This window comes from Streptomyces sp. NBC_01264, from assembly GCF_026340675.1.
GTDB lineage: Bacteria > Actinomycetota > Actinomycetes > Streptomycetales > Streptomycetaceae > Streptomyces.
Map to the genome: position 1 here is coordinate 4818763 of NZ_JAPEOX010000001.1, position 19737 is coordinate 4838499.

General features: G+C 72.3%; 22 protein-coding genes and 1 tRNA gene. 12 read left to right on the forward strand and 11 right to left on the reverse strand.

Translation table 11 applies throughout. The features are described 5' to 3' along the window. Positions 1 to 10: 10 nt before the first annotated feature. From OG435_RS22325 to OG435_RS22370, 10 genes are all read left to right on the forward strand, one after another. On the forward strand, positions 11 to 976 hold the full coding sequence (locus OG435_RS22325) for a universal stress protein (RefSeq protein WP_266879056.1): 966 nt from the start codon (positions 11 to 13) through the stop codon (positions 974 to 976). Positions 977 to 1080: 104 nt separating this feature from the next. Continuing rightward, positions 1081 to 1254: a hypothetical protein gene (locus OG435_RS22330; protein WP_266879057.1), complete on the forward strand. Its 174-nt coding sequence runs from the start codon at positions 1081 to 1083 to the stop codon at positions 1252 to 1254. 263 nt (positions 1255 to 1517) lie between these two features. Beyond that, positions 1518 to 2096 carry a hypothetical protein gene (locus tag OG435_RS22335; protein WP_266881984.1) on the forward strand — a complete coding sequence of 193 codons (579 nt, stop codon included), beginning with the start codon at positions 1518 to 1520 and terminating at the stop codon, positions 2094 to 2096. Between the two features lie 77 nt (positions 2097 to 2173). Beyond that, positions 2174 to 2602, forward strand: a complete 429-nt coding sequence (tadA, locus tag OG435_RS22340; RefSeq protein ID WP_266881986.1) for a tRNA adenosine(34) deaminase TadA — start codon at positions 2174 to 2176, stop codon at positions 2600 to 2602. A gap of 47 nt (positions 2603 to 2649) precedes the next feature. Further along, a tRNA-Ser gene (locus OG435_RS22345) sits at positions 2650 to 2736 on the forward strand. Positions 2737 to 2838: 102 nt separating this feature from the next. Next, entirely contained in the window at positions 2839 to 3159 is a 321-nt protein-coding gene (locus OG435_RS22350) for a hypothetical protein (protein WP_266879058.1), read from the forward strand. A 390-nt stretch (positions 3160 to 3549) separates the two neighbouring features. Further along, positions 3550 to 3711, forward strand: coding sequence for a hypothetical protein (locus OG435_RS22355; protein WP_214954785.1), 162 nt, complete (start codon positions 3550 to 3552; stop codon positions 3709 to 3711). Between the two features lie 217 nt (positions 3712 to 3928). Further along, a complete protein-coding gene (locus tag OG435_RS22360) occupies positions 3929 to 4945 on the forward strand; it encodes an RNA polymerase sigma factor SigF (RefSeq protein WP_266879060.1) in 1017 nt (338 codons plus the stop codon). Positions 4946 to 5191: 246 nt separating this feature from the next. After that, the gene (locus OG435_RS22365) at positions 5192 to 6046 is read left to right on the forward strand and encodes an RNA polymerase sigma factor SigF (protein WP_243341827.1); all 855 of its coding nucleotides are present in this window, start codon (positions 5192 to 5194) and stop codon (positions 6044 to 6046) included. A gap of 92 nt (positions 6047 to 6138) precedes the next feature. Further along, on the forward strand, positions 6139 to 6981 hold the full coding sequence (locus OG435_RS22370) for a hypothetical protein (protein WP_266879063.1): 843 nt from the start codon (positions 6139 to 6141) through the stop codon (positions 6979 to 6981). A gap of 6 nt (positions 6982 to 6987) precedes the next feature. On the opposite strand, the gene OG435_RS22375 is transcribed toward OG435_RS22370, so the two are convergent. After that, positions 6988 to 7227, reverse strand: coding sequence for a hypothetical protein (locus OG435_RS22375; RefSeq protein ID WP_266879065.1), 240 nt, complete (start codon positions 7225 to 7227; stop codon positions 6988 to 6990). Between the two features lie 179 nt (positions 7228 to 7406). Here OG435_RS22375 and OG435_RS22380 point away from each other — a divergent pair, with 179 nt between their 5' ends. Together OG435_RS22380 and OG435_RS22385 are read left to right on the forward strand one after the other, a co-directional pair. Further along, entirely contained in the window at positions 7407 to 7865 is a 459-nt protein-coding gene (locus OG435_RS22380) for a MarR family winged helix-turn-helix transcriptional regulator (RefSeq protein ID WP_266879067.1), read from the forward strand. 14 nt (positions 7866 to 7879) lie between these two features. Further along, positions 7880 to 9484: an MDR family MFS transporter gene (locus OG435_RS22385; RefSeq protein ID WP_266879069.1), complete on the forward strand. Its 1605-nt coding sequence runs from the start codon at positions 7880 to 7882 to the stop codon at positions 9482 to 9484. Positions 9485 to 9496: 12 nt separating this feature from the next. On the opposite strand, the gene OG435_RS22390 is transcribed toward OG435_RS22385, so the two are convergent. The 10 genes from OG435_RS22390 to OG435_RS22435 form a co-directional block, all read right to left on the reverse strand. Beyond that, complete coding sequence (locus OG435_RS22390; protein WP_266879071.1) at positions 9497 to 10162, reverse strand: TetR/AcrR family transcriptional regulator; 666 nt, start codon at positions 10160 to 10162, stop codon at positions 9497 to 9499. Between the two features lie 89 nt (positions 10163 to 10251). Next, a complete protein-coding gene (locus OG435_RS22395; RefSeq protein WP_266879073.1) occupies positions 10252 to 12480 on the reverse strand; it encodes an ArnT family glycosyltransferase in 2229 nt (742 codons plus the stop codon). Continuing rightward, positions 12480 to 13745 carry a glycosyltransferase gene (locus OG435_RS22400; RefSeq protein ID WP_266879075.1) on the reverse strand — a complete coding sequence of 422 codons (1266 nt, stop codon included), beginning with the start codon at positions 13743 to 13745 and terminating at the stop codon, positions 12480 to 12482. The genes OG435_RS22395 and OG435_RS22400 overlap by 1 nt, the downstream gene beginning before the upstream one ends. 25 nt (positions 13746 to 13770) lie before the next feature. Beyond that, complete coding sequence (locus OG435_RS22405; RefSeq protein WP_430625673.1) at positions 13771 to 15315, reverse strand: sensor histidine kinase; 1545 nt, start codon at positions 15313 to 15315, stop codon at positions 13771 to 13773. A gap of 131 nt (positions 15316 to 15446) precedes the next feature. Further along, complete coding sequence (locus tag OG435_RS22410; protein WP_266879077.1) at positions 15447 to 16214, reverse strand: response regulator transcription factor; 768 nt, start codon at positions 16212 to 16214, stop codon at positions 15447 to 15449. Positions 16215 to 16290: 76 nt separating this feature from the next. Beyond that, positions 16291 to 17172 carry an amidohydrolase family protein gene (locus OG435_RS22415; RefSeq protein WP_266879079.1) on the reverse strand — a complete coding sequence of 294 codons (882 nt, stop codon included), beginning with the start codon at positions 17170 to 17172 and terminating at the stop codon, positions 16291 to 16293. Then, on the reverse strand, positions 17153 to 17494 hold the full coding sequence (locus tag OG435_RS22420) for an antibiotic biosynthesis monooxygenase family protein (RefSeq protein ID WP_266879081.1): 342 nt from the start codon (positions 17492 to 17494) through the stop codon (positions 17153 to 17155). Before OG435_RS22420 ends, OG435_RS22415 begins: the two co-directional genes overlap by 20 nt. Positions 17495 to 17597: 103 nt before the next feature. Beyond that, entirely contained in the window at positions 17598 to 18491 is an 894-nt protein-coding gene (locus OG435_RS22425; RefSeq protein ID WP_430625674.1) for a DUF2797 domain-containing protein, read from the reverse strand. Beyond that, positions 18488 to 18922 (reverse strand): Lrp/AsnC family transcriptional regulator, encoded by a 435-nt coding sequence (locus OG435_RS22430; RefSeq protein ID WP_266879083.1) that lies wholly within the window; start codon positions 18920 to 18922, stop codon positions 18488 to 18490. Before OG435_RS22430 ends, OG435_RS22425 begins: the two co-directional genes overlap by 4 nt. Positions 18923 to 19036: 114 nt before the next feature. Further along, complete coding sequence (locus tag OG435_RS22435; protein WP_266879084.1) at positions 19037 to 19402, reverse strand: PH domain-containing protein; 366 nt, start codon at positions 19400 to 19402, stop codon at positions 19037 to 19039. Between the last annotated feature and the right edge of the window lie 335 nt (positions 19403 to 19737).

Below are 19737 nucleotides of genomic sequence, written 5' to 3' on the forward strand. Positions count from 1 at the left end.
CGCTGGACTGATGACCCACGCAATGGTGATCGCCGCCGTAGACGGATCCGAACACAGCCTCAAGGCCCTCGAGTGGGCAAGGGCTGCGGCAGTGCGCCACGGCACCGGGCTCGTCGTCGCCCACGTCCTGTCCGACAGCGTCCAGCTGTACGCGGCACGCCGTTCCTCCCTCCAGGACCGCACCGAGCCCGAAGAGGTCGAGGACCCCGTCAGCGGACGCATACGGGCCCACCTGGCGGCCGGGGGCAAGCTGCCCTCCGAGGTCCGCTACGAGTCCCTGGAGGGCTCCGTCCCGGAGGCCCTGCGGGACATCGGGGAGGGCGCCCGGATGCTGGTGATGGGCTCCCGGGGCCGCGGCGGCTTCGCCGCGCTGCTGCTCGGCTCGAACAGCCGCGCCGTGGCCACCAGTGCCGCCTGCCCGGTGGTCGTGGTCGCGCACGAGGCGCGCGGAGTGGACGCGGCCTCCCAGGCCTCGGCCGGGCGGGTCGTGGTGGGGCTGCACGCCGCGGAGACGCCCGACAACGTACTGGACTTCGCGTTCACCGAGGCCGCCGCGCGGGGCACCACCCTCCAGGTGGTCTCGGCGTACAGCATCCCGCCCTCGCCGACGATGGTGATCGACAGCCCGTTCGCGGTGATCCCGCCGGAGGCGCTGGTGGGGGAGGACGAGAACGCGGTGCCGGCCGAGCGGGAGATGCTCCGCTCCCAGACGGAGCGGCTCGCACCGTTCCGGGCGAAGTACCCGACGGTGCCCGTCGAGCAGGCCGCGGTGCCCGGGGACGCGGCCGGGCGCCTCGTCGACACCTCGAACTCGGCGGCACTTGTCGTGGTGGGCCGCCACCACCCGCGCCGGCACATCCGGTCCCTGATGATCGGCTCGGTCGCGAACGCCGTGCTGCAGCACGCGCACGGGCCGGTGGCGATCGTCCCGACGCTGTCGGAGGCCGAGGAGTCGGGTTTGTCGGAATCTGACTGAATTCCTGCGGAGTCGTAGCAGAAGGTGGCATCAAACGGCCGGTCCGAGGGAAGGTGGGGGTTCGGGGGGACGGACCGGACCGGACCAGCCAGGGGCGGTGACCCATGCCCGAAGACGATCACGAGCCACTGGAGACGACGGCGCAGCGCAGAGCCCGGCGCGCGCAGTTCCTCCGCGACCTGAACGAGGCCCGCGAACTGCGCGACCGGGTCCAGCCCAGGCGTGCCCGCGCCGCCCGCATGCGCCAGCAGATGCGCATGCGCACCTTCCGCTGGTGAGCCCCGCCGACGGCCCCGGCGAGCTCCCTTCCGGCCGCCGCGCGGCCCCCGCCCCGCCGCCCTCCCGGCCCCGGCACGAGGCCCCGTACAACACGCGCGGCCAGCGCCACGGCGCGGAAGACCTCTCGCATCGGCTCCGTTTCTGCCACGATGCCGACTGGGCGGGGTACGAAACGGCGAGCACGGCGGCCGTTCCACCCCCCACCCACCTCCGGCCGGGGGGAACTCCAACCGGCACGCCTATGACCAGTGGGAGAGTCACGGTGTATTTCGCCGCACTGCTCGCGCGCACCGAAGACGGGTGGGAAGCGAGCGACATGGAACTCGACGATGTCGAGTCTCTGAGTGATCTGATCGATCTCACCCGCTCCGCCTCTGTCGACGACGACACGGTGGTAGCCCTCATCGAACAGGAGGACACCTGGTTCGGGGTCGTCCGGGTGGACGGCGAGGAGGACCCGCGCTACTTCGTGTCCAACGCCGCCGCCGCCTCCCGCAGCTCCTACGGCTCGATGCTGACCGATGAGCTGCTCGGCAAGGACGAGGAGGACGACGAACTCGACGAGCTGGACCTCGACGGCACCGAGGACGGCGAGGACGAGGTCATCGCCTCCTACTCGGACGGCGGATCCGCCGACGGAGACCAGGAGGACGAGGACGAGGACGACCACGACGACGTCCGGGCCGGTGCCGAACCCGCACCGGCCGGCCCGCTCGGCGACCCCCGGCTGCTCGACGACCTCGGGGTGAGCCACAAACAACTGATGACCCTGGACGGGGACGCCCTCTCGGAGATCGCCGATTCCCTCGGCGCCACCGAGGTCCTGGAGGCCGTCCGCTAGTGATCCCCGCGCACCACCACACCCCGCGGCCCACCCCGTACACGCCCGATCCCGTACGGGACCCGTGGCAGGACTCCATGCGCCTGGCGCTCCGGGAGGCCGCCCGGGCGGTGCCGGCCGGCGACGTGCCGGTCGGCGCCGTGGTGCTCGGCCCGGACGGCACGCTCCTCGCCTCCGGGCACAACGAGCGGGAGGCGACCGGCGACCCGACGGCGCACGCCGAGGTACTGGCGCTGCGCCGGGCGGCCACCGCCCTCGGGGAATGGCGGCTCCCGGGGTGCACCCTCGTGGTGACCCTGGAGCCGTGCGTGATGTGCGCGGGCGCCCTCGTGCAGTCACGCGTGGCCCGGGTCGTCTACGGGGCGCCCGACGAGAAGGCGGGCGCCGCCGGGTCGCTGTGGGACCTCGTACGGGACCGCCGGCTCAACCACCGGCCCGAGGTGATCTCGGGCGTGCTCGCGGGGGAGTGCGCGCGGCAGCTCACGGACTTCTTCCGCGACCTCTGAACCAATGGATTTCAGAGCACGGGTCTCCTTGGGCTAAGCTCTCTCTCGGTAGCGTGTCCGAGCGGCCGAAGGAGCACGCCTCGAAAGCGTGTGATGGTGCAAGCTATCCGTGGGTTCAAATCCCACCGCTACCGCTCTGATCGAGAGCCCCGCCCCGCAAGGGTCGGGGCTCTCGTCGTTTTCCCGGTACAGGGGCACCTGGGGTGCGCGGCTTCCGGCGTCCGGGGGACATCCGCGTGACCGCCCGCGCCCTGGGCCGTTGTCACGGCATGACCAAGACCCAGCGCATCCTCGCCGCCATCGCCCTCGCGGGGGCCGCCGCGGGCCTCGCGGCTCCCGCCTCCTCCGCCGCCCCGATCTCCCCCCTCACCCTCCCGGACCTGCCGGCTCCGCAGGGCATGCCCGAGGGTGCGAGCCCGTCCTCGGTGCAGGAGATCGGCGGACAGGTCAGCGGCGGCCTGAACCAGCTCAACCAGCTGATGGAGCTGCCGAACCACCTCGCCCCCGTGATCGCCCCGGTCCAGCCGATCGCCGACCTGGCCGGCGGGCTGGAGTAGGCGCGCGAAGCCCCCCCCCCCCCCCCGAGAGGCCGGGAACGCGAAGAAGGCCCCGACCTGAGTCGGGACCTTCAACGGTTGGGACGGGGGAAGTGGCATCGGGGGGACAAGCCACTTCCCCCGATGAGGACGGAACCTGCCAGTCCAAGCCGCAGTCAGGGGGGAAGCTTGCGGCTCGGACCCCGCAGTGAGGTCCTGTCCCTCGCTCACCGATTTCCTGCCAGAACCGGTGGGCTTGTGTTCAATCCTGCGCCTTCCGGGGCCGGAGACACACCGGCAAAGGGCCTGCGTCGCCAGGTCATTGGTCCTTAAAGGTCAGGTGAGTGTTCGAACGCGACGGGCTAGACTCTGCCGACCTTGCAGGACCGGTTGGGGAGGCCGACAGCGCACGTGGAAACCAAGAAGCTGATCTCGGGCGCCCTTGTCGTCTTCGTCCTCTTCGTCATCATCACTCAGCCCAAAAAAGCCGCCGATATGGTGCAAATAGGCTTCCAGGGGATCTCGGATGCCGCAACGGCGATCGGCGAGTTCATGACCGAACTGGTGCGCTGAACCCGTACGCTGAAGCGGTTTCCGGACTTCCCGGCCCCCCACTCCGACGGGTGGGGGGCTTTTCGCGTTCCCGCACACGGGGCAAGATGCCCTGTTATGCCCAACTTACTACCAACACGGCGTTATACGGTGCTTGCACACAGTGCACATGTCTTGTGATGCTATGACCGCTTTTGACGGATGAGTTGATGACGTGAAGTGAAGGGGTGGCGTGACCGTGCCGGCCAGTACTGCGCCCGAGGTGCCGCCCCAGCAGGACCCGCAACAGGAGCAGCCCCACCATCCGCACGAACCACACCGGGACTGCGCCCAGGCCCCGCACCAGGGCCCGCACCGGGACTCCCCGCAGGCGCCGCACCAGGCCCCGCACCAGGCGCACCCGGACTCCCCGCAGCCCCCGCCGCAGGAGGCCCACGTACCGCCCCAGCAGGAGGCTGTCGAGGAGCCTGCGGTCGCCCCCAGGCCGCAGAGCCGGGGGGCCGACACCCGGGCCCTCACCCAGGTGCTGTTCGGGCAGCTGAAGGACCTGGAGCCGGGCACCAGCGAGCACTCCCGGGTCCGCGGGGCCCTCATCGAGGCCAACATCCCGCTCGTCCGGTACGCGGCGGCCCGCTTCCGCAGCCGCAACGAGCCGATGGAGGACGTGATCCAGGTCGGCACGATCGGCCTGATCAACGCGATCGACCGGTTCGACCCCGAGCGCGGAGTGCAGTTCCCGACCTTCGCGATGCCGACCGTGGTGGGCGAGATCAAGCGGTACTTCCGCGACAACGTCCGCACCGTCCACGTCCCGCGCCGCCTCCACGAGCTGTGGGTCCAGGTCAACGCCGCCACCGAGGACCTCACCACCCTGCACGGCCGCACCCCGACCACCCCCGAGATCGCCGAGCGGCTGCGCATCGGCGAGGACGAGGTGCTCTCGTGCATCGAGGCCGGCCGCAGCTACCACGCGACCTCCCTGGAGGCCGCCCAGGAGGGCGACGGGCTCCCCGGCCTGCTCGACCGCCTCGGCTACGAGGACCCCGAGCTGGCCGGCGTGGAACACCGCGACCTGGTCCGCCACCTCCTCGTACAACTGCCCGAGCGCGAGCAGCGGATCCTCCTCCTGCGGTACTACAACAATCTGACCCAGTCGCAGATCAGCGCCGAGCTCGGTGTCTCCCAGATGCACGTCTCCCGACTCCTCGCCCGGAGCTTCGCCCGGCTGAGATCCGCAAACAGGATCGAGGCCTAACCGGATCGAGTGGAGATCATTCTCCGCGTTTCCTGACAGAGCGGCAGATTCCCGCCCTAGAGCAGGCCTATCGTGTTCTGTCGCTGGAGATACTTGTCGACATGGCGCTACAGCGTGTTGCCGACATGTGACATTCTGCTGGAACCGCGTTTGCCGCAGCCCCGCCTCCGGTATTCAGGTGGAGGCTGCGTTCCTCCGACGGGCGCGCAGATGAAGCGCGACCGTCCGCGACCTCAAGGGGGTGGCATGTCCGTAGACCAGGGCAGCTCACAGGTGCTCACGCTCGTCAAGCAGCGTGAAGTGCCGGCAGTGTCCCACCGCTCGGAAGCCATCGACACCCGGATCGACACCCGCACGCTCTCCCGCTCCCTCTTCAAGCGCCTCGCCGGCCTCGATGCGGACAGTCCCGAGCGGACGTACGTGCGCGACACCCTGATCGAGCTGAACCTCCCCCTAGTGCGCTACGCCGCGGCCCGCTTCCGCAGCCGCAACGAGCCCATGGAGGACATCGTCCAGGTCGGCACGATCGGGCTGATCAAGGCGATCGACCGGTTCGACTGCGAACGCGGGGTGGAGTTCCCGACCTTCGCCATGCCGACGGTCGTCGGTGAGATCAAACGGTTCTTCCGGGACACCTCCTGGTCCGTGCGCGTCCCGCGCCGGCTCCAGGAGCTGCGACTCGCCCTCACCAAGGCCAGTGACGAGCTCGCCCAGAAGCTCGACCGCTCGCCGACCGTGCCGGAGCTCGCGGCCGTGCTCGGGGTCTCGGAGGAGGACGTCGTCGACGGCCTCGCCGTGGGCAACGCGTACACCGCCTCCTCGCTCGACTCGCCCTCCCCCGAGGACGAGGGCGGCGAGGGCTCGCTCGCGGACCGCCTCGGGTACGAGGACACCGCACTGGAGGGCGTCGAGTACCGCGAGTCGCTCAAGCCCCTGCTGGCCAAGCTCCCGCCGCGGGAACGGCAGATCATCATGCTGCGGTTCTTCGCGAACATGACCCAGTCGCAGATCGGCGAAGAGGTCGGCATCTCCCAGATGCACGTCTCCCGGCTGCTCACGCGCACGCTCGCGCAGCTCCGCGTCGGCCTGATCGGCGAATAGCCTGCGCGGGCACCGGAGTACCGCCTCGGGCCCGCCCGGGCAATCCTCAGCACCCGCTTCACAATTGACGGCACGTCAGTAAAACTGCCGGGATGCGAAAGGTATCCCGGCAGGCCGCCGTCCTCGTCCTGGGCGTCACGGCCGCCACCGCCGCCCTGACCGGTTGCGGCGGCCCCGCGCGCGAGGGCTACGTGGCCGTGGGCGCGGCCGCTCCCGGCCCGGAGCGGGGCGCCGGGGAGAACGTCGCACCCAAGGCCGGGGTCGAGCTCCAGTCGCTCCCGCAAGGCCCTCCCGGATCCTCCGCGTCCGGCGCAGGCACCTCCGGCAGCGCCTCGGCGGACATTCCGGCCGACGCCCCGGGCGCCACGCCCGGCGGCAGCTCGGGCGGGGTCGCTGGTGGAGCCTCGGGCGGGGCCCCCGGCGGTACACCGCCCGGCGACCCGGGATCGCGGCCCCCGGCCGGCTCCACCTCGGGCGGCGGCACGGCCACGCCCCCCGGCGGCTCCGGGAACCCGCCCGGCACCGCACCCGGCACCACGCTCCCGACCGCCCCGGGCGGCAAGCCCGGGACACCGTCCGGCCCGCCCCCGAAGCCCGGGCCGTCCACCCCGGCGCCGCCTCTGGCCACGCCGGCGAAGCTGAGCATCGGCGCGCCGACCCGTACCGCGACGGCGGAACGCTGGTGCGAGCAGGTCACGGTGGCCTTCACCAACACCGGAGGCACCGCTGCCCGTTCCGGCACCGTCAGCTTCGCGACGCACATCATCGGCGCCCTGGGCGTCGACTGGAACACCATCAACTCGACCCAGCCGCTGCCCGCCCCGATCGCGGGCGGCACGGCGAAGACGCAGACCTACCGGATCTGCGTCGAGGCCTGGCGCGTCCCCCTGGGCATGCACGTGGAGACCCAGCGGGTCACGGCCACCTGGAACTGAGGCCCGTCAGAGCGCCAGCCAGGCCACCACGGCGATCAGGACCACCGCGGCGACGCCGACGCCGATCCACAGAGCCGCGCCCGGGCCCGACTTGCGCGCGGCGCGGTTCTGCATGCGCGAACCGGGGACGGCGGGAGCCGGTGCCGGCTCCTCGACGAACGCCCGGAACATCTGGGTGCTGCCCGCGGGGTCGTAGTCACCCTCGGGAGCCTGTGAGTTGTGGTTCGAGTCGTGATTCGCAGCCATGCGCAGGACCCTAGCCGGTTTTCCGATTCCTTTACCGCCCGGGCCTCCGATTCATTTGCCTGTAGCAACCATCTGCTTCTATGGTTGCCCGAAGCAACGACATTTGGAGGGGGGTCCCGATGACCACAGCGCCCGCAGCACACGCAGCTCCTGTGGCTCCCGCAGCTCCTGTGACTCCCGTGGCTCCCGTGGCTCTCGCCGCGCCGACACCCGCCACGCGTTACGCCGAGCTGGCCCGTCAGCTCACCGGCATCGGCGCCGTCAAGCGCGACCTCGCCCGTCTCCTGCCCTCCGACTGCCCGCCCGGCTCGGCGGCCGTGCTCACCGTGCTCGACCGCCACGGCGAGATGCGGCTCGGCCGCCTCTCCGAGTACCTGGCCATCGACATCTCCGTGACCAGCCGGCACGTCGCGCACACCGCCGACCGCGGCTGGATCACCCGCGACACCGACCCCGTCGACGCCCGCTGCCGGATCCTGCGCCTGACCCCGGCCGGCCGCGCGCTCCTCACCGAGCTCGGCGACCGCCACACCACCGCCTTGGCGAAGGCCCTGGCCGACTGGTCCGACGCGGACGTCGACCACCTCAACATCCTGCTGGCCCGGCTCCGGTCGGGCTTCACGCTTCCAGACAGCTAGACCGAAGGAAACACATGGCTACGACCACACCCACCGGTGTGCGGGGAGGCGGCCGGCCGGAGACCACGTCCGACAGCGCGCCCATGACCCACCCGCAGATCATGAAGGCGCTCTCCGGGCTGATGCTCGGCATGTTCGTGGCGATCCTGTCGTCCACGATCGTCTCCAACGCCCTGCCCCAGATCATCGGCGACCTCGGCGGCACCCAGTCCTCCTACACCTGGGTGGTCACGGCCGCCCTGCTCTCGATGACGGCGGCGACCCCGCTGTGGGGCAAGCTGTCCGACCTCTTCAGCAAGAAGCTGCTCGTCCAGATATCCCTGGTGATCTACGTCCTCGGCTCGATGGTCGCGGGCATGTCCCAGAACACCGGCATGCTCATCGCCTGCCGCGTGGTCCAGGGCATCGGCGTCGGCGGGCTCTCCGCCCTCGCCCAGATCGTGATGGCCGCGATGATCTCCCCGCGCGAGCGCGGCCGGTACAGCGGCTACCTCGGCGCGGTCTTCGCCGTCGCCACCGTCGGCGGTCCGCTGCTCGGCGGGGTCATCACCGACACGAGCTGGCTCGGCTGGCGCTGGTGCTTCTACGTCGGCATCCCCTTCGCCGTCATCGCCCTGATCGTGCTCCAGCGGACCCTGCACCTGCCCGTCGTCCGGCGCGACGTCAAGGTCGACTGGCTCGGCGCCTTCCTGATCAGCGGCGCCGTCTCGGCCCTGCTGATCTGGGTGACGCAGGCCGGCACCTCGTACGACTGGATGTCCTGGCAGACCGCGGCGATGACCGGCGGCGCGCTCGCGCTCGGCCTGCTCTTCGTCCTCGTCGAGTCCAGGGCGAGCGACCCGATCATTCCCCTGCGGCTCTTCCGCAACAAGACCATCAGCCTCGCCTCGGCCGCCTCGCTCTTCGTCGGCATCGCGATGTTCTCGGGCACCGTGTTTTTCAGCCAGTTCTTCCAGTTGGCCCGCGGTGAGTCCCCCACGATGTCCGGAATCCTCACGATTCCCATGATCGGCGGGCTCTTCGTCTCCTCCACCGTTTCCGGTCAGGTGATCACCAACACCGGCAAGTGGAAGGCCTGGCTCGTCTCCGGCGGTGTGCTCCTGACGGCCGGACTCGGCCTGCTGGGCACCCTGCGGTACGACACCCCGTACTGGCACATCGCGATCTTCATGGCGCTGACCGGCCTCGGCCTCGGCATGATGATGCAGAACCTGGTCCTCGCCTCCCAGAACCAGGTGGCCCCCGAGGACCTCGGCGCCGCCAGCTCGGTCGTCACCTTCTTCCGCTCGCTCGGCGGCGCGATGGGCGTCTCCGCACTCGGCGCGGTCATGGCCAACCGGGTCACCCACTACGTCCAGGACGGCCTTGCCGCGCTCGGCCCGAAGGCGGCGGCCATGGGCCACGGCGGAACCGGCGGGGGCGCGATCCCCGACCTCGCCACGCTGCCCGAGCCGTTCCGCACGGTCGTCGAGTCCGCGTACGGGCACGGAGTCGGTGACGTCTTCCTCTACGCCGCCCCCACCGCGCTGTTGGCGCTGGTGCTGGTGGTGTTCATCAAGGAGGTCGCCCTGAGGTCGAAGCCGGCGGCCCACGAGCCGGCCGCCGCGTCGGCGGAGTAGCCGGGCGGCCGTCTACGGGGCTGCGGGCGCGGGGTCCGCGGTGTGCGCGGTGTACGCGGTGTACGCGGTGTGCGCCTGGATCCCGGCGATCAGGACGTCGAGCGCCAGACAGAACTCCCCTTCGGGCGGCCGCCGGACCGTGCCACCGCAGCCGTGCAGGAACTGGAAGACGGCCAGCCGGGCCCCGGCACGGGTGGCGTCCGGCAGGCCCGTGGCGTCCAGTACCCGGTGCAGGGCGGCGTCGAAGGCCTGCGCGTGCGGGCCGATGTTCGGGTACGCGGCGGTGAGCGGAGCCACCCACGGGTGGTCCGCGAGCAGCCGGCGGTAGCCCCGGGCCAGCGAACGGAGCCGGCCGGGCCAGCCCACCACGGGCGGCCCGGCCGGCTCCTGTCGTTCACCGAGCTCCCCCAAAGCGCTGTCCAGGGCGAGTTCGAGCAGATCGTGCTTGGTGTCGACGTACCAGTACAGGGACATCGCGGTGACCCCGAGCCCGGCGGCGAGCCGCCTCATGGAGAACCGGGCCAGCCCCTCGGCGTCCAGCAGCCGTACCGCCGCGGCCGTGATGCGTTCCCGGTCCAGTCCGGCGGGGGCCTCACTGCGGCGCCGGGCGGGTGCGGCCTGCCGTACCGCCAGCCAGACGCTGGTCCGGGCCGTACCGGGATCGGCCGGAGTGACCATGGAGGCATCCTCCTCACGCACACGGGACCGGCCCGCAGTGCCCGGTCCGCCCCCTTGATGCTAGGGGGTGGGACCGGGTCGGGTGGGCCTCAGGACGTCTGCGACGTCGGCGCGGTGAGGTCGTAGAAGGTGGCTCCGCCGATGGTGGAGGCCTTGAAGTTGGCCTTCACCCAGGTCTCGATGGAGCTGCTCACGCCCCCGCCGGGGCCGCCCCCGCCGCGGACCGCGGTGCCGGTCCCGGCGCCGCCGGTCTCGCCGCCCGCCGCGGCGCCGTCGGCTCCCGTGCCGCTCTGGCCGATGAAGTAGTGGATCTTCCCGGCGCTCACGTACGCCTTGAACTGCTCCAGGGTCGGAGAGGGGTCGCTGCCGTTGAAGCCGCCGAGGGCCATCACCGGCTCCTGCGAAGCGAGCTGGTAACTCGCGGCGTTCTGCGAGCCGATGGCGGCCGCCGCCCAGGTGTACCGGTCCGCGTCGGCGCGCAGCGCGGCCGTGGCCTCGGCGCTGGTCCGCGTCCCGCCGAGCAGGCCGCCCATGCCGCCGCCCATGCCTCCGCCCGGTCCGCCGCCGGTCCTGGTGCCCCGGCCGCCGTCGGTGGAGCGGTTGCCGCCGGGGGCCCGGCCGCCCGGAGCCTGGCCGCCGGGGGCCTGGCCGCCCTGCGCGGCGGCGCCCGGGGGCGTGCCCTGTGGTGCGGCTCCGCCGCCGGGCAGCGCGCCGCCGCCCGGCGTCTCGAAGCCGCGCATCCCGCCGCCGGGGCCGCCGCGGCCGCCCGCGACCGCGGGGCCCGCCGTGACGATCGAGCCCGTGTGCGAAGTGGTCACCGTGGTCAGGCAGTACGCGAGGGGTCCGGCCAAGGCCACGCCCAGGCCGACTGCCGCCACGCCGAGTGCGGTGCGGCGGCCCAGCCGCGCGGTGAACGGCAGCAGCAGGGCCGTGCCGAGTCCGACAGCGAGGACCGACCAGCGCAACCACGGCACGTACTCCGCGGAGCGACCGAGCAGCACGAAGGCCCAGTACGACGTGAGTGCGAGGGTCCCCGAGAGCGTGAGGGAGGCGGCCCGGCTGCCCCGCTCCTCCCACAGGACCGCGACGCCCATGCCGACCAGGGCCGCGATGTACGGGGCCAGGGCGACGGTGTAGTACTCGTGGAAGATGCCCTGCATGAAGCTGAACACCACCGCGGTGATCAGCAGCGCCCCGCCCCAGGCCAGGAAGGCCGCGCGGGCCATGCCCTCCAGGGTGTCGGTGGCCCGGCGGGCCCGCCAGGTGACCACGAGGCCCGCGACGAGCAGGATCAGCGCGGCGGGCAGCAGCCAGCCGATCTGGCCGCCGATGTTGGAGGAGAACAGCCGGTCGATGCCGGTCTCCCCCCAGCCCATTCCGCCACCGCCGCCACCGCCGCCGGGGCCGCCGGTCATGCCCTCGGCGGCCGCCGTGCGGGCTCCGCCGCCGACGCTTCCGGTCTCTTCGCCGTTGATCCGGCCGAGGCCGTTGTAGCCGAGGGTCAGTTCCAGGAAGGAGTTGTTCTGCGAGCCCCCGATGTACGGGCGGGAGGAGGCGGGCCACAGTTCGACGATCGCCACCCACCAGCCGCCGGCCACCACCATGGCGAGGGTGGAGAGCAGCAGCTGTCCCAGGCGCCTGCGCAGCCGGGTCGGCGCGCAGACCGCGTAGAGGAGCGCGAGGGGCGGCAGGATGACGAAGGCCTGCAGGGTCTTGGTCAGGAAGGCGAAGCCGACCGCGACCCCGGCCCAGACGAGCCACTTGGTGTGGGCTCCGTCCAGGGCCCGGAGCACGCAGTAGACGGTGACGGTCATGAGCAGCGTCAGCAGCGCGTCGGGGTTGTTGAAGCGGAACATCAGCGCGGCCACGGGCGTGAGCGCGAAGGCGGCTCCGCTGATGAGGGCCGCCGCCGGGCCGAACTGGCGGCGTACGGCCGCGTGGAGGACGGCGGTCGTGCCGACGCCCATGAGGGCCTGCGGGACGAGGATCTGCCAGGCACCGAGCCCGAAGAGCCGGACGGACAGCATCATCGGCCACAGCGCGGCCGGGGGCTTGTCCACGGTGATGGAGTTCCCGGCGTCGGAGGAGCCGAAGAAGAAGGCCTTCCAGCTCTCGCCGCCCGCCTGGACCGCGGCGGAGTAGAAGGAGTTGGCGTAGCCGGAGGCACCCAGGTCCCACAGCAGCAGGGCGGCGGTGACGAGGAGCAGCCCGAAGTAGGCCGGGCGTTCCCAGCCGGGCCGTGCGGCGTGCGCCCGGGCGGAGCCGGTCGACGGGGCGGCCGGGGAGGGCGGGTGGAGCGGTAGGGCTGCCGTGGTCATCAGGAGTGGTCCTTCGCGGGAGTGGCGCGCCGTTCGGGGAAGACCCAGGCGCGGAAGAGCAGGAACCGCAGCACGGTGGCGGCGAGGTTGGCCGTGACCAGGACCGCCAGCTCGGTGCCGTGCCCCGGCTCGGTGCTGGCGGCTCCGAGGGCGGCGAGCGATCCGCTGGTCAGGGCCAGTCCGATGGCGAACACCACGAGCCCCTGGGCCTGGTGGCGCACGGCGCGGGCCCGGCCCCGGACGCCGAAGGTGAGCCGGCGGTTGGCGGCGGTGTTGGCGACGGCGGAGAGCAGCAGTGCGGCGGCGTTGGCGAGCTGGGGGCCGGCGGCGGTCCGGGCCGCGGAGTAGAGGAGCAGGTAGAGGAGGGTGGACAGGGCGCCGACCGCGCAGAAGCCCAGGAGCTGGCGGGCCAGCCCGCGCGGGACCCCGGGCAGTGCGGTGCGGTCGCGCGGGTCGTCCCCGAAGGGGCGGGCGAGCCGGTCCAGCGGGAGCGCGCCGACGGCCAGCGCCCTGCCCACCCGCCAGACGCCCTTGAGGTCCTCGGCGGCGGTGCGGGCGATGTGCACGGTGGAATCGGGGTCGTCGACCCAGTCCACCGGGACCTCGTGGATCCGCAGGCCGGCCCGCTCGGCGAGGACCAGCAGCTCGGTGTCGAAGAACCAGCCGGAGTCCTCCACCAGCGGCAGCAGCCGGGTCGCGACCTCGCGGCGGATCGCCTTGAAGCCGCACTGGGCGTCGCTGAAGCGGGCGGAGAGCGAGGAGCGCAGCAGCAGGTTGTAGGCGCGGGAGATGAACTCCCGCTTCGCTCCTCTGACCACCCGCGAGGAGCGGGCCAGCCGGGTGCCGATGGCGAGGTCGGAGTGGCCGGAGATCAGCGGGGCCACCAGCGGCAGCAGGGCGTTGAGGTCGGTGGAGAGGTCCACGTCCATGTATGCCAGGACGGGCGCGTCCGACTCCCCCCACACGGTGCGCAGGGCCCGGCCGCGGCCCTTCTGCTCCAGCCGGGTGCTGCGCACCCCGGCCACGGAGGCGGCGAGGGCGGCCGCGACCTCGGGGGTGCGGTCGGTGCTCGCGTTGTCGGCGATGGTGATGCGGAAGGGGTACGGGAAGGTCCGCGTGAGGTGCTCGTGCAGCCTGCGCACGCAGGGGCCGAGGTCCGTCTCCTCGTTGTAGACCGGGATCACCACGTCGAGGACGGGCTCACCCGGCACGGGAGCGAGGGGCGCCCGTACCGGGAGCGCTCCGGGAGAGGTGTCGGTAGGCATGCCCCGACCCTCCCGGGCCGGGCTGTCACCGCTGTGTGCTGACCCTGTGGCCCGTCTGTGAGTACGGCTGCGCGGGAGCGGGGGCGGCGGGGTGGGCCAGGGGCAGCAGGACCTCGAAGGAGGTGTGGCCGGGGGCGCTGCGGACGTCGACGTGGCCGCCGTGGGCCGCGACCACGGCGGCCACGATGGCCAGGCCGAGGCCGGTGGAGCCCGCCGAGCGGGAGCGCGAGGCGTCGCCGCGGGCGAAGCGCTCGAAGACGTGGGGCAGCAGCTCGGGCGGAATGCCGGGGCCGTCGTCCTCGATCCGGAGCCGGACGAGGGATGTTTCACGTGAAACATGCGCCGTGACGGTGGTGCCGGGCGGGGTGTGCGTCCGGGCGTTGGCCAGCAGATTCACCAGCACCTGCTGGATCCGCGCCGGGTCGGCGTGGACCAGCGCGGGCTCCTCGGGCAGTTCCAGGCGCCAGTGGTGGTCGTGGCCGGCGGCCCGGGCGTCGCTGACGGCGTCCACGACCAGCGGGGCCAGGTCCGTGTCGCAGGTGGACAACGGGCGGCCCGCGTCGAGCCGGGCGAGCAGCAGCAGGTCCTCCACCAGACCGGTCATCCGGGTGGCTTCGGACTCGATCCGCCCGAGGGCGTGCCGGGTGTCGGGGCCGGGCTCCTCGCGGCCCCGGCGGGTCAGTTCGGCGTACCCGCGGATCGAGGCCAGCGGGGTGCGCAGCTCGTGGCTGGCGTCGGCGACGAACTGGCGGACCCGGGTCTCGCTCTGCTGGCGTGCGGTCAGGGCCGAGGAGACGTGGCCCAGCATCCGGTTGAGGGCGGCGCCGACCTGCCCGACCTCGGTACGGGGATCGGCCTCGGCGTCGGGGACCCGCTCGTGGAGAGCGGGCTCTCCGCTGTGCAGGGTGAGTTCGGAGACCCGGGTGGCGGTGGCGGCGACGCGGCGCAGCGGGCGCAGGGCGACACCGACCAGGGCCTGTCCGGCGAGGGAGGCCGCGATCAGTCCGGCGAGGGTGACGAAGACCTCCACCGCGATCAGGGTGTGCACGGTGGAGTCGACCTCGTTGAGCGGGAAGCCGAGCACGATGCTGCCGTTGCTGCCGGTGCTGCCGACGCTGCTGTTGCTGCCGACGGGCGCGGCCAGCACCCGGTAGCCGCCGAGGCCGGGCAGGTGCAGTTCGACCGGGTCCCCGGGACGGCCGTCGGCGGCCTTGTGGGCGGCCCCGGCGAGGGCGGAGGCCTGCTCCGCGGTGAGGGGAGGGTGGCCGTCGGATCCGGATCCGGCCCCGGCCCCGGCCCCGGAGCCTCCGAGGGCGGCACTGCGCTGGCTGCGGACGCTGTCGACGGTCTTGCCCGCGGCGTCGAGGCGGACCCCGACGGCCCCCAGCGGGGATCCGGGTCCCAGGACGACGCCGAGGTTGTTCTCCCGGGGGGCCTTGCCCGCGCCCGGGCGGCTCGCCATCTCGACGGAGAAGCGCAGCTGTTCGTCGACCTTGTCGACCAGGTACGAGCGCAGAGCGACGGTGGTGACGGTGCTGATGGCCGCGCCGACGACGGCGATGAGGGCCACCGCCGAGACGACGAGCCGGGTCCGCAGCGACCAGGGCCGCCGACTCCGCCGGGGGCGGCGGGGGCCGGGGGGACGCGCCGGGCGACCCGGCCGGCGCGGACGGCGGGTGCGCCGGGGCTCGCCGGCCGCCACTAGTCGGCCGGCTTGATCAGGTAGCCGGCGCCGCGACGGGTGTGGATCATCGGCGGGAGGCCGGTTCCGCCCTCCAGCTTGCGCCGCAGGTAGGAGATGTACAGCTCGACGACGTTGGCCTGGCCGCCGAAGTCGTACGACCACACGCGGTCCAGGATCTGCGCCTTGCTCAGCACCCGGCGCGGGTTGCGCATCAGGTAGCGCAGCAGCTCGAACTCGGTCGCGGTCAGGTGGACGTCCTGACCGCCCCGGGTCACCTCGTGGCTGTCCTCGTCGAGCTGCAGGTCGCCGACCTGCAGCACCGACCCGCCGCGCGCGGCCTGCGCCGCTCCCGAGCGCCGGACCAGGCCGCGCAGCCGGGCGACGACCTCCTCCAGGCTGAACGGCTTGGTGACGTAGTCGTCGCCGCCCGCCGTCAGACCCGCGATGCGGTCCTCCACCGAGTCCTTCGCGGTCAGGAACAGCACCGGGACCTGCGGGAGCTCCCGCCGCAGGCGGCCCAGGACGGCCAGCCCGTCCATGTCGGGGAGCATGATGTCGAGCAGGACGACATCGGGCCGGAACGCCCGTGCCGCGCGCACCGCGCCCGCGCCGTCGCCCGCGCTGCGGACCTCGCAGCCCTCGTAGCGCAGGGCCATGGAGAGCAGCTCGGACAGGGCGGCCTCGTCGTCCACGACGAGGACCCGGCAGGGGCTGCCGTCGGGCCGGACGAGGGCCGTGTGGTTGCCGGTGGACGTGGACGCGTGGGATGTGGTCGTCGCAGTCATGCGTACACGCTGGCCGCCGCCCGTGAGAGCGCTCTTGCCTGAAGCTGTGAATTCCCTGAGAAACCCCTCCCGCCCCTCAGCCCAGGTGGAAGAGCCGGGCCGCGTTGTCGTGGCAGACGGCGCGCAGCCAGTCGTCGCCGAGGCCGAGGCGTTCCAGGGCCTCGAGCTGGTGCTCGTAGGGGTAGGGGATGTTCGGGAAGTCGGTGCCCAGCAGGATCCGGTCGCCCAGATCGGCGAGCCTGCCCCGGTCCTGCGGCGGGAAGCCGCTGAACTGCTCCGAGAAGTCGGTGAAGGCCATGGTGGTGTCGAGGCGGACTTCGGAGTACCGGTCGGCGAGGTCGAGGAAGTCCGCGTACTCCGGCATTCCCATGTGCGCGACGATCAGCGGCAGCCCGGGGTGACGGGCCAGCAGCCGGGCGATCGGCTCGGGTCCGGTGTGCTTGCCCGGGACGGGCCCCGAACCGCAGTGCACGACCGTCGGGATCCCCGCCTCGGCGAGGAGCCCCCACACCGGGTCGAGGCGGTCGTCGGTCGGGTCGTACCCGCCCACCTGGAGGTGCGCCTTGAAGACCCGGGCCCCCGCGGCGACGGCCTGGCCGACGTACTCCCGCACCCCGTCCTCCGGGAAGAAGGTCGCGGTGTGCAGGCAGTCGGGGGTGCGCGCGGCGAAGTCCGCGGACCAGGAGTTGAGCCAGGCGGCCATGGCGGGCTTGTGCGGGTACAGCATGGCGGTGAAGGCCCGGACCCCGAATTCCCGGAGCAGCGCGACCCGCTGCTCCTCCTCGTGCCGGTAGGTGATGGGCCACTCAACTCCGGTCAGCGGGCCGACCGCGTCGAAGTAGTCCCACACCTTGTCCAGCACGCGCTCCGGCATGAAGTGCGTGTGTACGTCGACCAGCCCGGGCACCCCGAGCCGTTCCCGGAACGCCCGGACGGCCTCAGCCGTCTTCGCGGACAAAGCCGTGGCTCCGCTCGACCGTCGCGACGTGCAGCGTGTAGCTCTCGTACCAGTCGGCGCGGCCCTGCTTCATCGCCGCCTGGTGCTCCATGTCCTTGCGCCAGAGGGCCATGGACTCGTGGTCGCGGAAGTACGCGACGGTGATGCCGAGCCCGCCGGGGGTGCGCGCGGACTCGTAGCCGAGGAAACCCGGATTGCCGCTGACGAGCTCGCTCATCCGGTCGAGCGTCTCGGGGTATCCGCTGCTCTCGGCGGTCCGGACACTGGTGAACACGCTCATGACATAAGGAGGTTCGAAGGCCTGTACGGGCTGGATACTCATGCCCCCACCCTCTGCGGCGGGTACGTGGCATGTCCACCGGAAAACGGCCCGGGGAGCCAAAGAGATCCAAGTTTTGACCTTGCCCCTTCCTCCGCCGGTCAGGTCAGAACAGCCCGTCCTGCGCGGCCGCGGCATCGCGCCCGGAGACCGAGATCTCCGCCTCGGGCACATCGGTGACACCGCTCTCCCCGGGCGCCACCAGCTCCCACCCCGCGAGCAGCCGGGTGTCCACGACCAGCCCGTCGGCGAAGTGCAGATCGGGCCCGGCCGCGCCGACGAGCCGGCCAGCGACCCTCCCGCCGGGCACCATCTCGGTGATCACCCGGACAGGGGCGGGCAGCGCGTCGAGCCCGAACGCCCCGGCGTGGTCGGTCACCTCGCTCTCCAGCCTCTCCAGCGACTCAGGCCACCCCTCCAGCGCGGCCGCCCGCGCGTGCAGGGCCGCGACCTCCGCCGCCCGCTCGGGCGCCGGCGGCAGGTCCCCCCGCAAGGACCGCTTACGGGCATAGGCGATCCGGTCGGGCACGCCGAGCGCGGCCCGCAACAGCTCCTCGGTCCGGCGGGTGGCCATCAGCGGCCCGCGCCCCAGCCAGGCCCAGGCCACTGCGCCCTGCTCCAGCAGCCGGACGGACCCGCGCTCCTCGGCGGTGATGCCGACCTTGACCAGCCCGGCCCCGAACCAGGCGAGGTACACCCGGTAGGTACGCGGATCACCGGCGTTGGTGTCGGCCGCCACCGAGAAGGAACGGTTCAGGCCGGCGCACTCGGGGCACTGGGCGTTCCCGGCCCGCCCCGGCACGGTCCGCCCCGTCGGGCACGGCGTCCGCCGTCCGGCCCGCCGGATGCCGAGGCAGTGGCGCTCTCCCCGGGCGGCGAAGCCGAGCGGCTGCCCGTACCCGAGGAGGCTGACGCGCTCTCCCCTCCCCGGTCCCCGGCCGTACCAGCCCATGGCCGGCCGCCCGTCGTTCCACCGGAGGCCGGTGCACCACCAGGTCACAGGGGGAGCGGTCGCTCGAAGAAGGTTTCCAGGACGACGGTGGCCTGCGTCCCGCTGACACCGTCGATGGCGTAGAGGCGGCGCAGGACGTCCTGCAGCTGCTCGGTGGTGCCCGTGCGGATCTTGACCATCACCGAGGCGCTGCCGGCGATGATGTGCGCCTCCTGGATCTCCGCGATGCCCTCGAAGGCGGCCCGCGAGTCGCCCATCCAGGCCGTGGAGTCGACCATCACGTAGGCCAGCACCCCGCTGCCGACGGCCGCCGGATCCACCTCGACCGTGGTCCGCCGGATGACCCCGCGCTCGCGCAGCTTGCGTACGCGCTCGTGGGTGGCGCCCGCGGAGAGCCCCACGGAGGCCGCCAGCGCCGCGTACGACTGGCCCGCGTCCTCCTGGAGGCGCTGGATCAGCGCCCGGTCGATGTCGTCCACCGAACTCCTTCTACGTCCCTGCACACCCTGGCGGAGACGCTACCTGATCCTGCATTCACCCCCCGTGGCCGAACAGCATTCGGCCGAGCCCTCCCCCTTCCTCCCCCGGCCCGGCTAGCGGGCGACGAACTGGGTCAGGATCGCCTGCACCTCGTAGATGTCGACGCCCTTGGTGAAGGTCTTCGCTATCGGTGTCGAGCTCCCGGAGAGCCATATCTTCAGCTCCGCGTCGAGGTCGAAGTGGCCGGCGGTCTCCACGGAGAAGTGCGTGATGCTCCGGTACGGAATCGAGTGGTACTCGACCTTCTTGCCCGTGAGCCCCTGCTTGTCGACGAGCACGAGCCGCCGGTCGGTGAACAGGATCGTGTCGCGGATCAGCAGGTACGCGGCGTGCACCTGCTCCCCCTGCCCCAGCAGCCGCGCGTACTCGCGGTGCGCCGACGCCGGATCCACGGCGTGCGCGTTCCCGAACAGTCCCATGTGCGTTCCCCCTGCTTTCCCGGTGAACCGGTCTCCGGTGATCCGATCTCCAGGAAACCGTAGCCTCGCCCCGCCGCACACCGCGTCCCCCGGCAGAGCCATCTCACCCCGTAGCCCCCCGGAGCCAGGTCTCATCACTGAGGAGGAGAGAGGGAGAGGGAGAGGGCGGGGGAGGAAGAAGAAGAGCGGAAGCACAGCCCAAGAGGCCCCCCGGTGAACCGGGGGGCCTCTTGGGCTGTGCACTCGGCAGGATTCGCGAGCGATCATCTCGTGCACCGCACCGTGCGAACCATGGCGATCTCTTGTCAAGGGCTATGGGCGCTCCAAGGGTCACG

Bases quoted from the DNA above. Each gene is read 5' to 3' on its own strand.
- OG435_RS22325 (WP_266879056.1), top strand. From the start codon at position 11: ATGACCCACGCAATGGTGATCGCCGCCGTAGACGGATCCGAACACAGC.
- OG435_RS22330 (WP_266879057.1), top strand. From the start codon at position 1,081: ATGCCCGAAGACGATCACGAGCCACTGGAGACGACGGCGCAGCGCAGA.
- tadA (WP_266881986.1), top strand. From the start codon at position 2,174: ATGCGCCTGGCGCTCCGGGAGGCCGCCCGGGCGGTGCCGGCCGGCGAC.
- OG435_RS22365 (WP_243341827.1), top strand. From the start codon at position 5,192: ATGTCCGTAGACCAGGGCAGCTCACAGGTGCTCACGCTCGTCAAGCAG.
- OG435_RS22370 (WP_266879063.1), top strand. From the start codon at position 6,139: ATGCGAAAGGTATCCCGGCAGGCCGCCGTCCTCGTCCTGGGCGTCACG.
- OG435_RS22375 (WP_266879065.1), bottom strand. From the start codon at position 7,227: ATGGCTGCGAATCACGACTCGAACCACAACTCACAGGCTCCCGAGGGT.
- OG435_RS22385 (WP_266879069.1), top strand. From the start codon at position 7,880: ATGGCTACGACCACACCCACCGGTGTGCGGGGAGGCGGCCGGCCGGAG.
- OG435_RS22390 (WP_266879071.1), bottom strand. From the start codon at position 10,162: ATGGTCACTCCGGCCGATCCCGGTACGGCCCGGACCAGCGTCTGGCTG.
- OG435_RS22395 (WP_266879073.1), bottom strand. From the start codon at position 12,480: ATGACCACGGCAGCCCTACCGCTCCACCCGCCCTCCCCGGCCGCCCCG.
- OG435_RS22400 (WP_266879075.1), bottom strand. From the start codon at position 13,745: ATGCCTACCGACACCTCTCCCGGAGCGCTCCCGGTACGGGCGCCCCTC.
- OG435_RS22410 (WP_266879077.1), bottom strand. From the start codon at position 16,214: ATGACTGCGACGACCACATCCCACGCGTCCACGTCCACCGGCAACCAC.
- OG435_RS22420 (WP_266879081.1), bottom strand. From the start codon at position 17,494: ATGAGTATCCAGCCCGTACAGGCCTTCGAACCTCCTTATGTCATGAGC.
- OG435_RS22435 (WP_266879084.1), bottom strand. From the start codon at position 19,402: ATGGGACTGTTCGGGAACGCGCACGCCGTGGATCCGGCGTCGGCGCAC.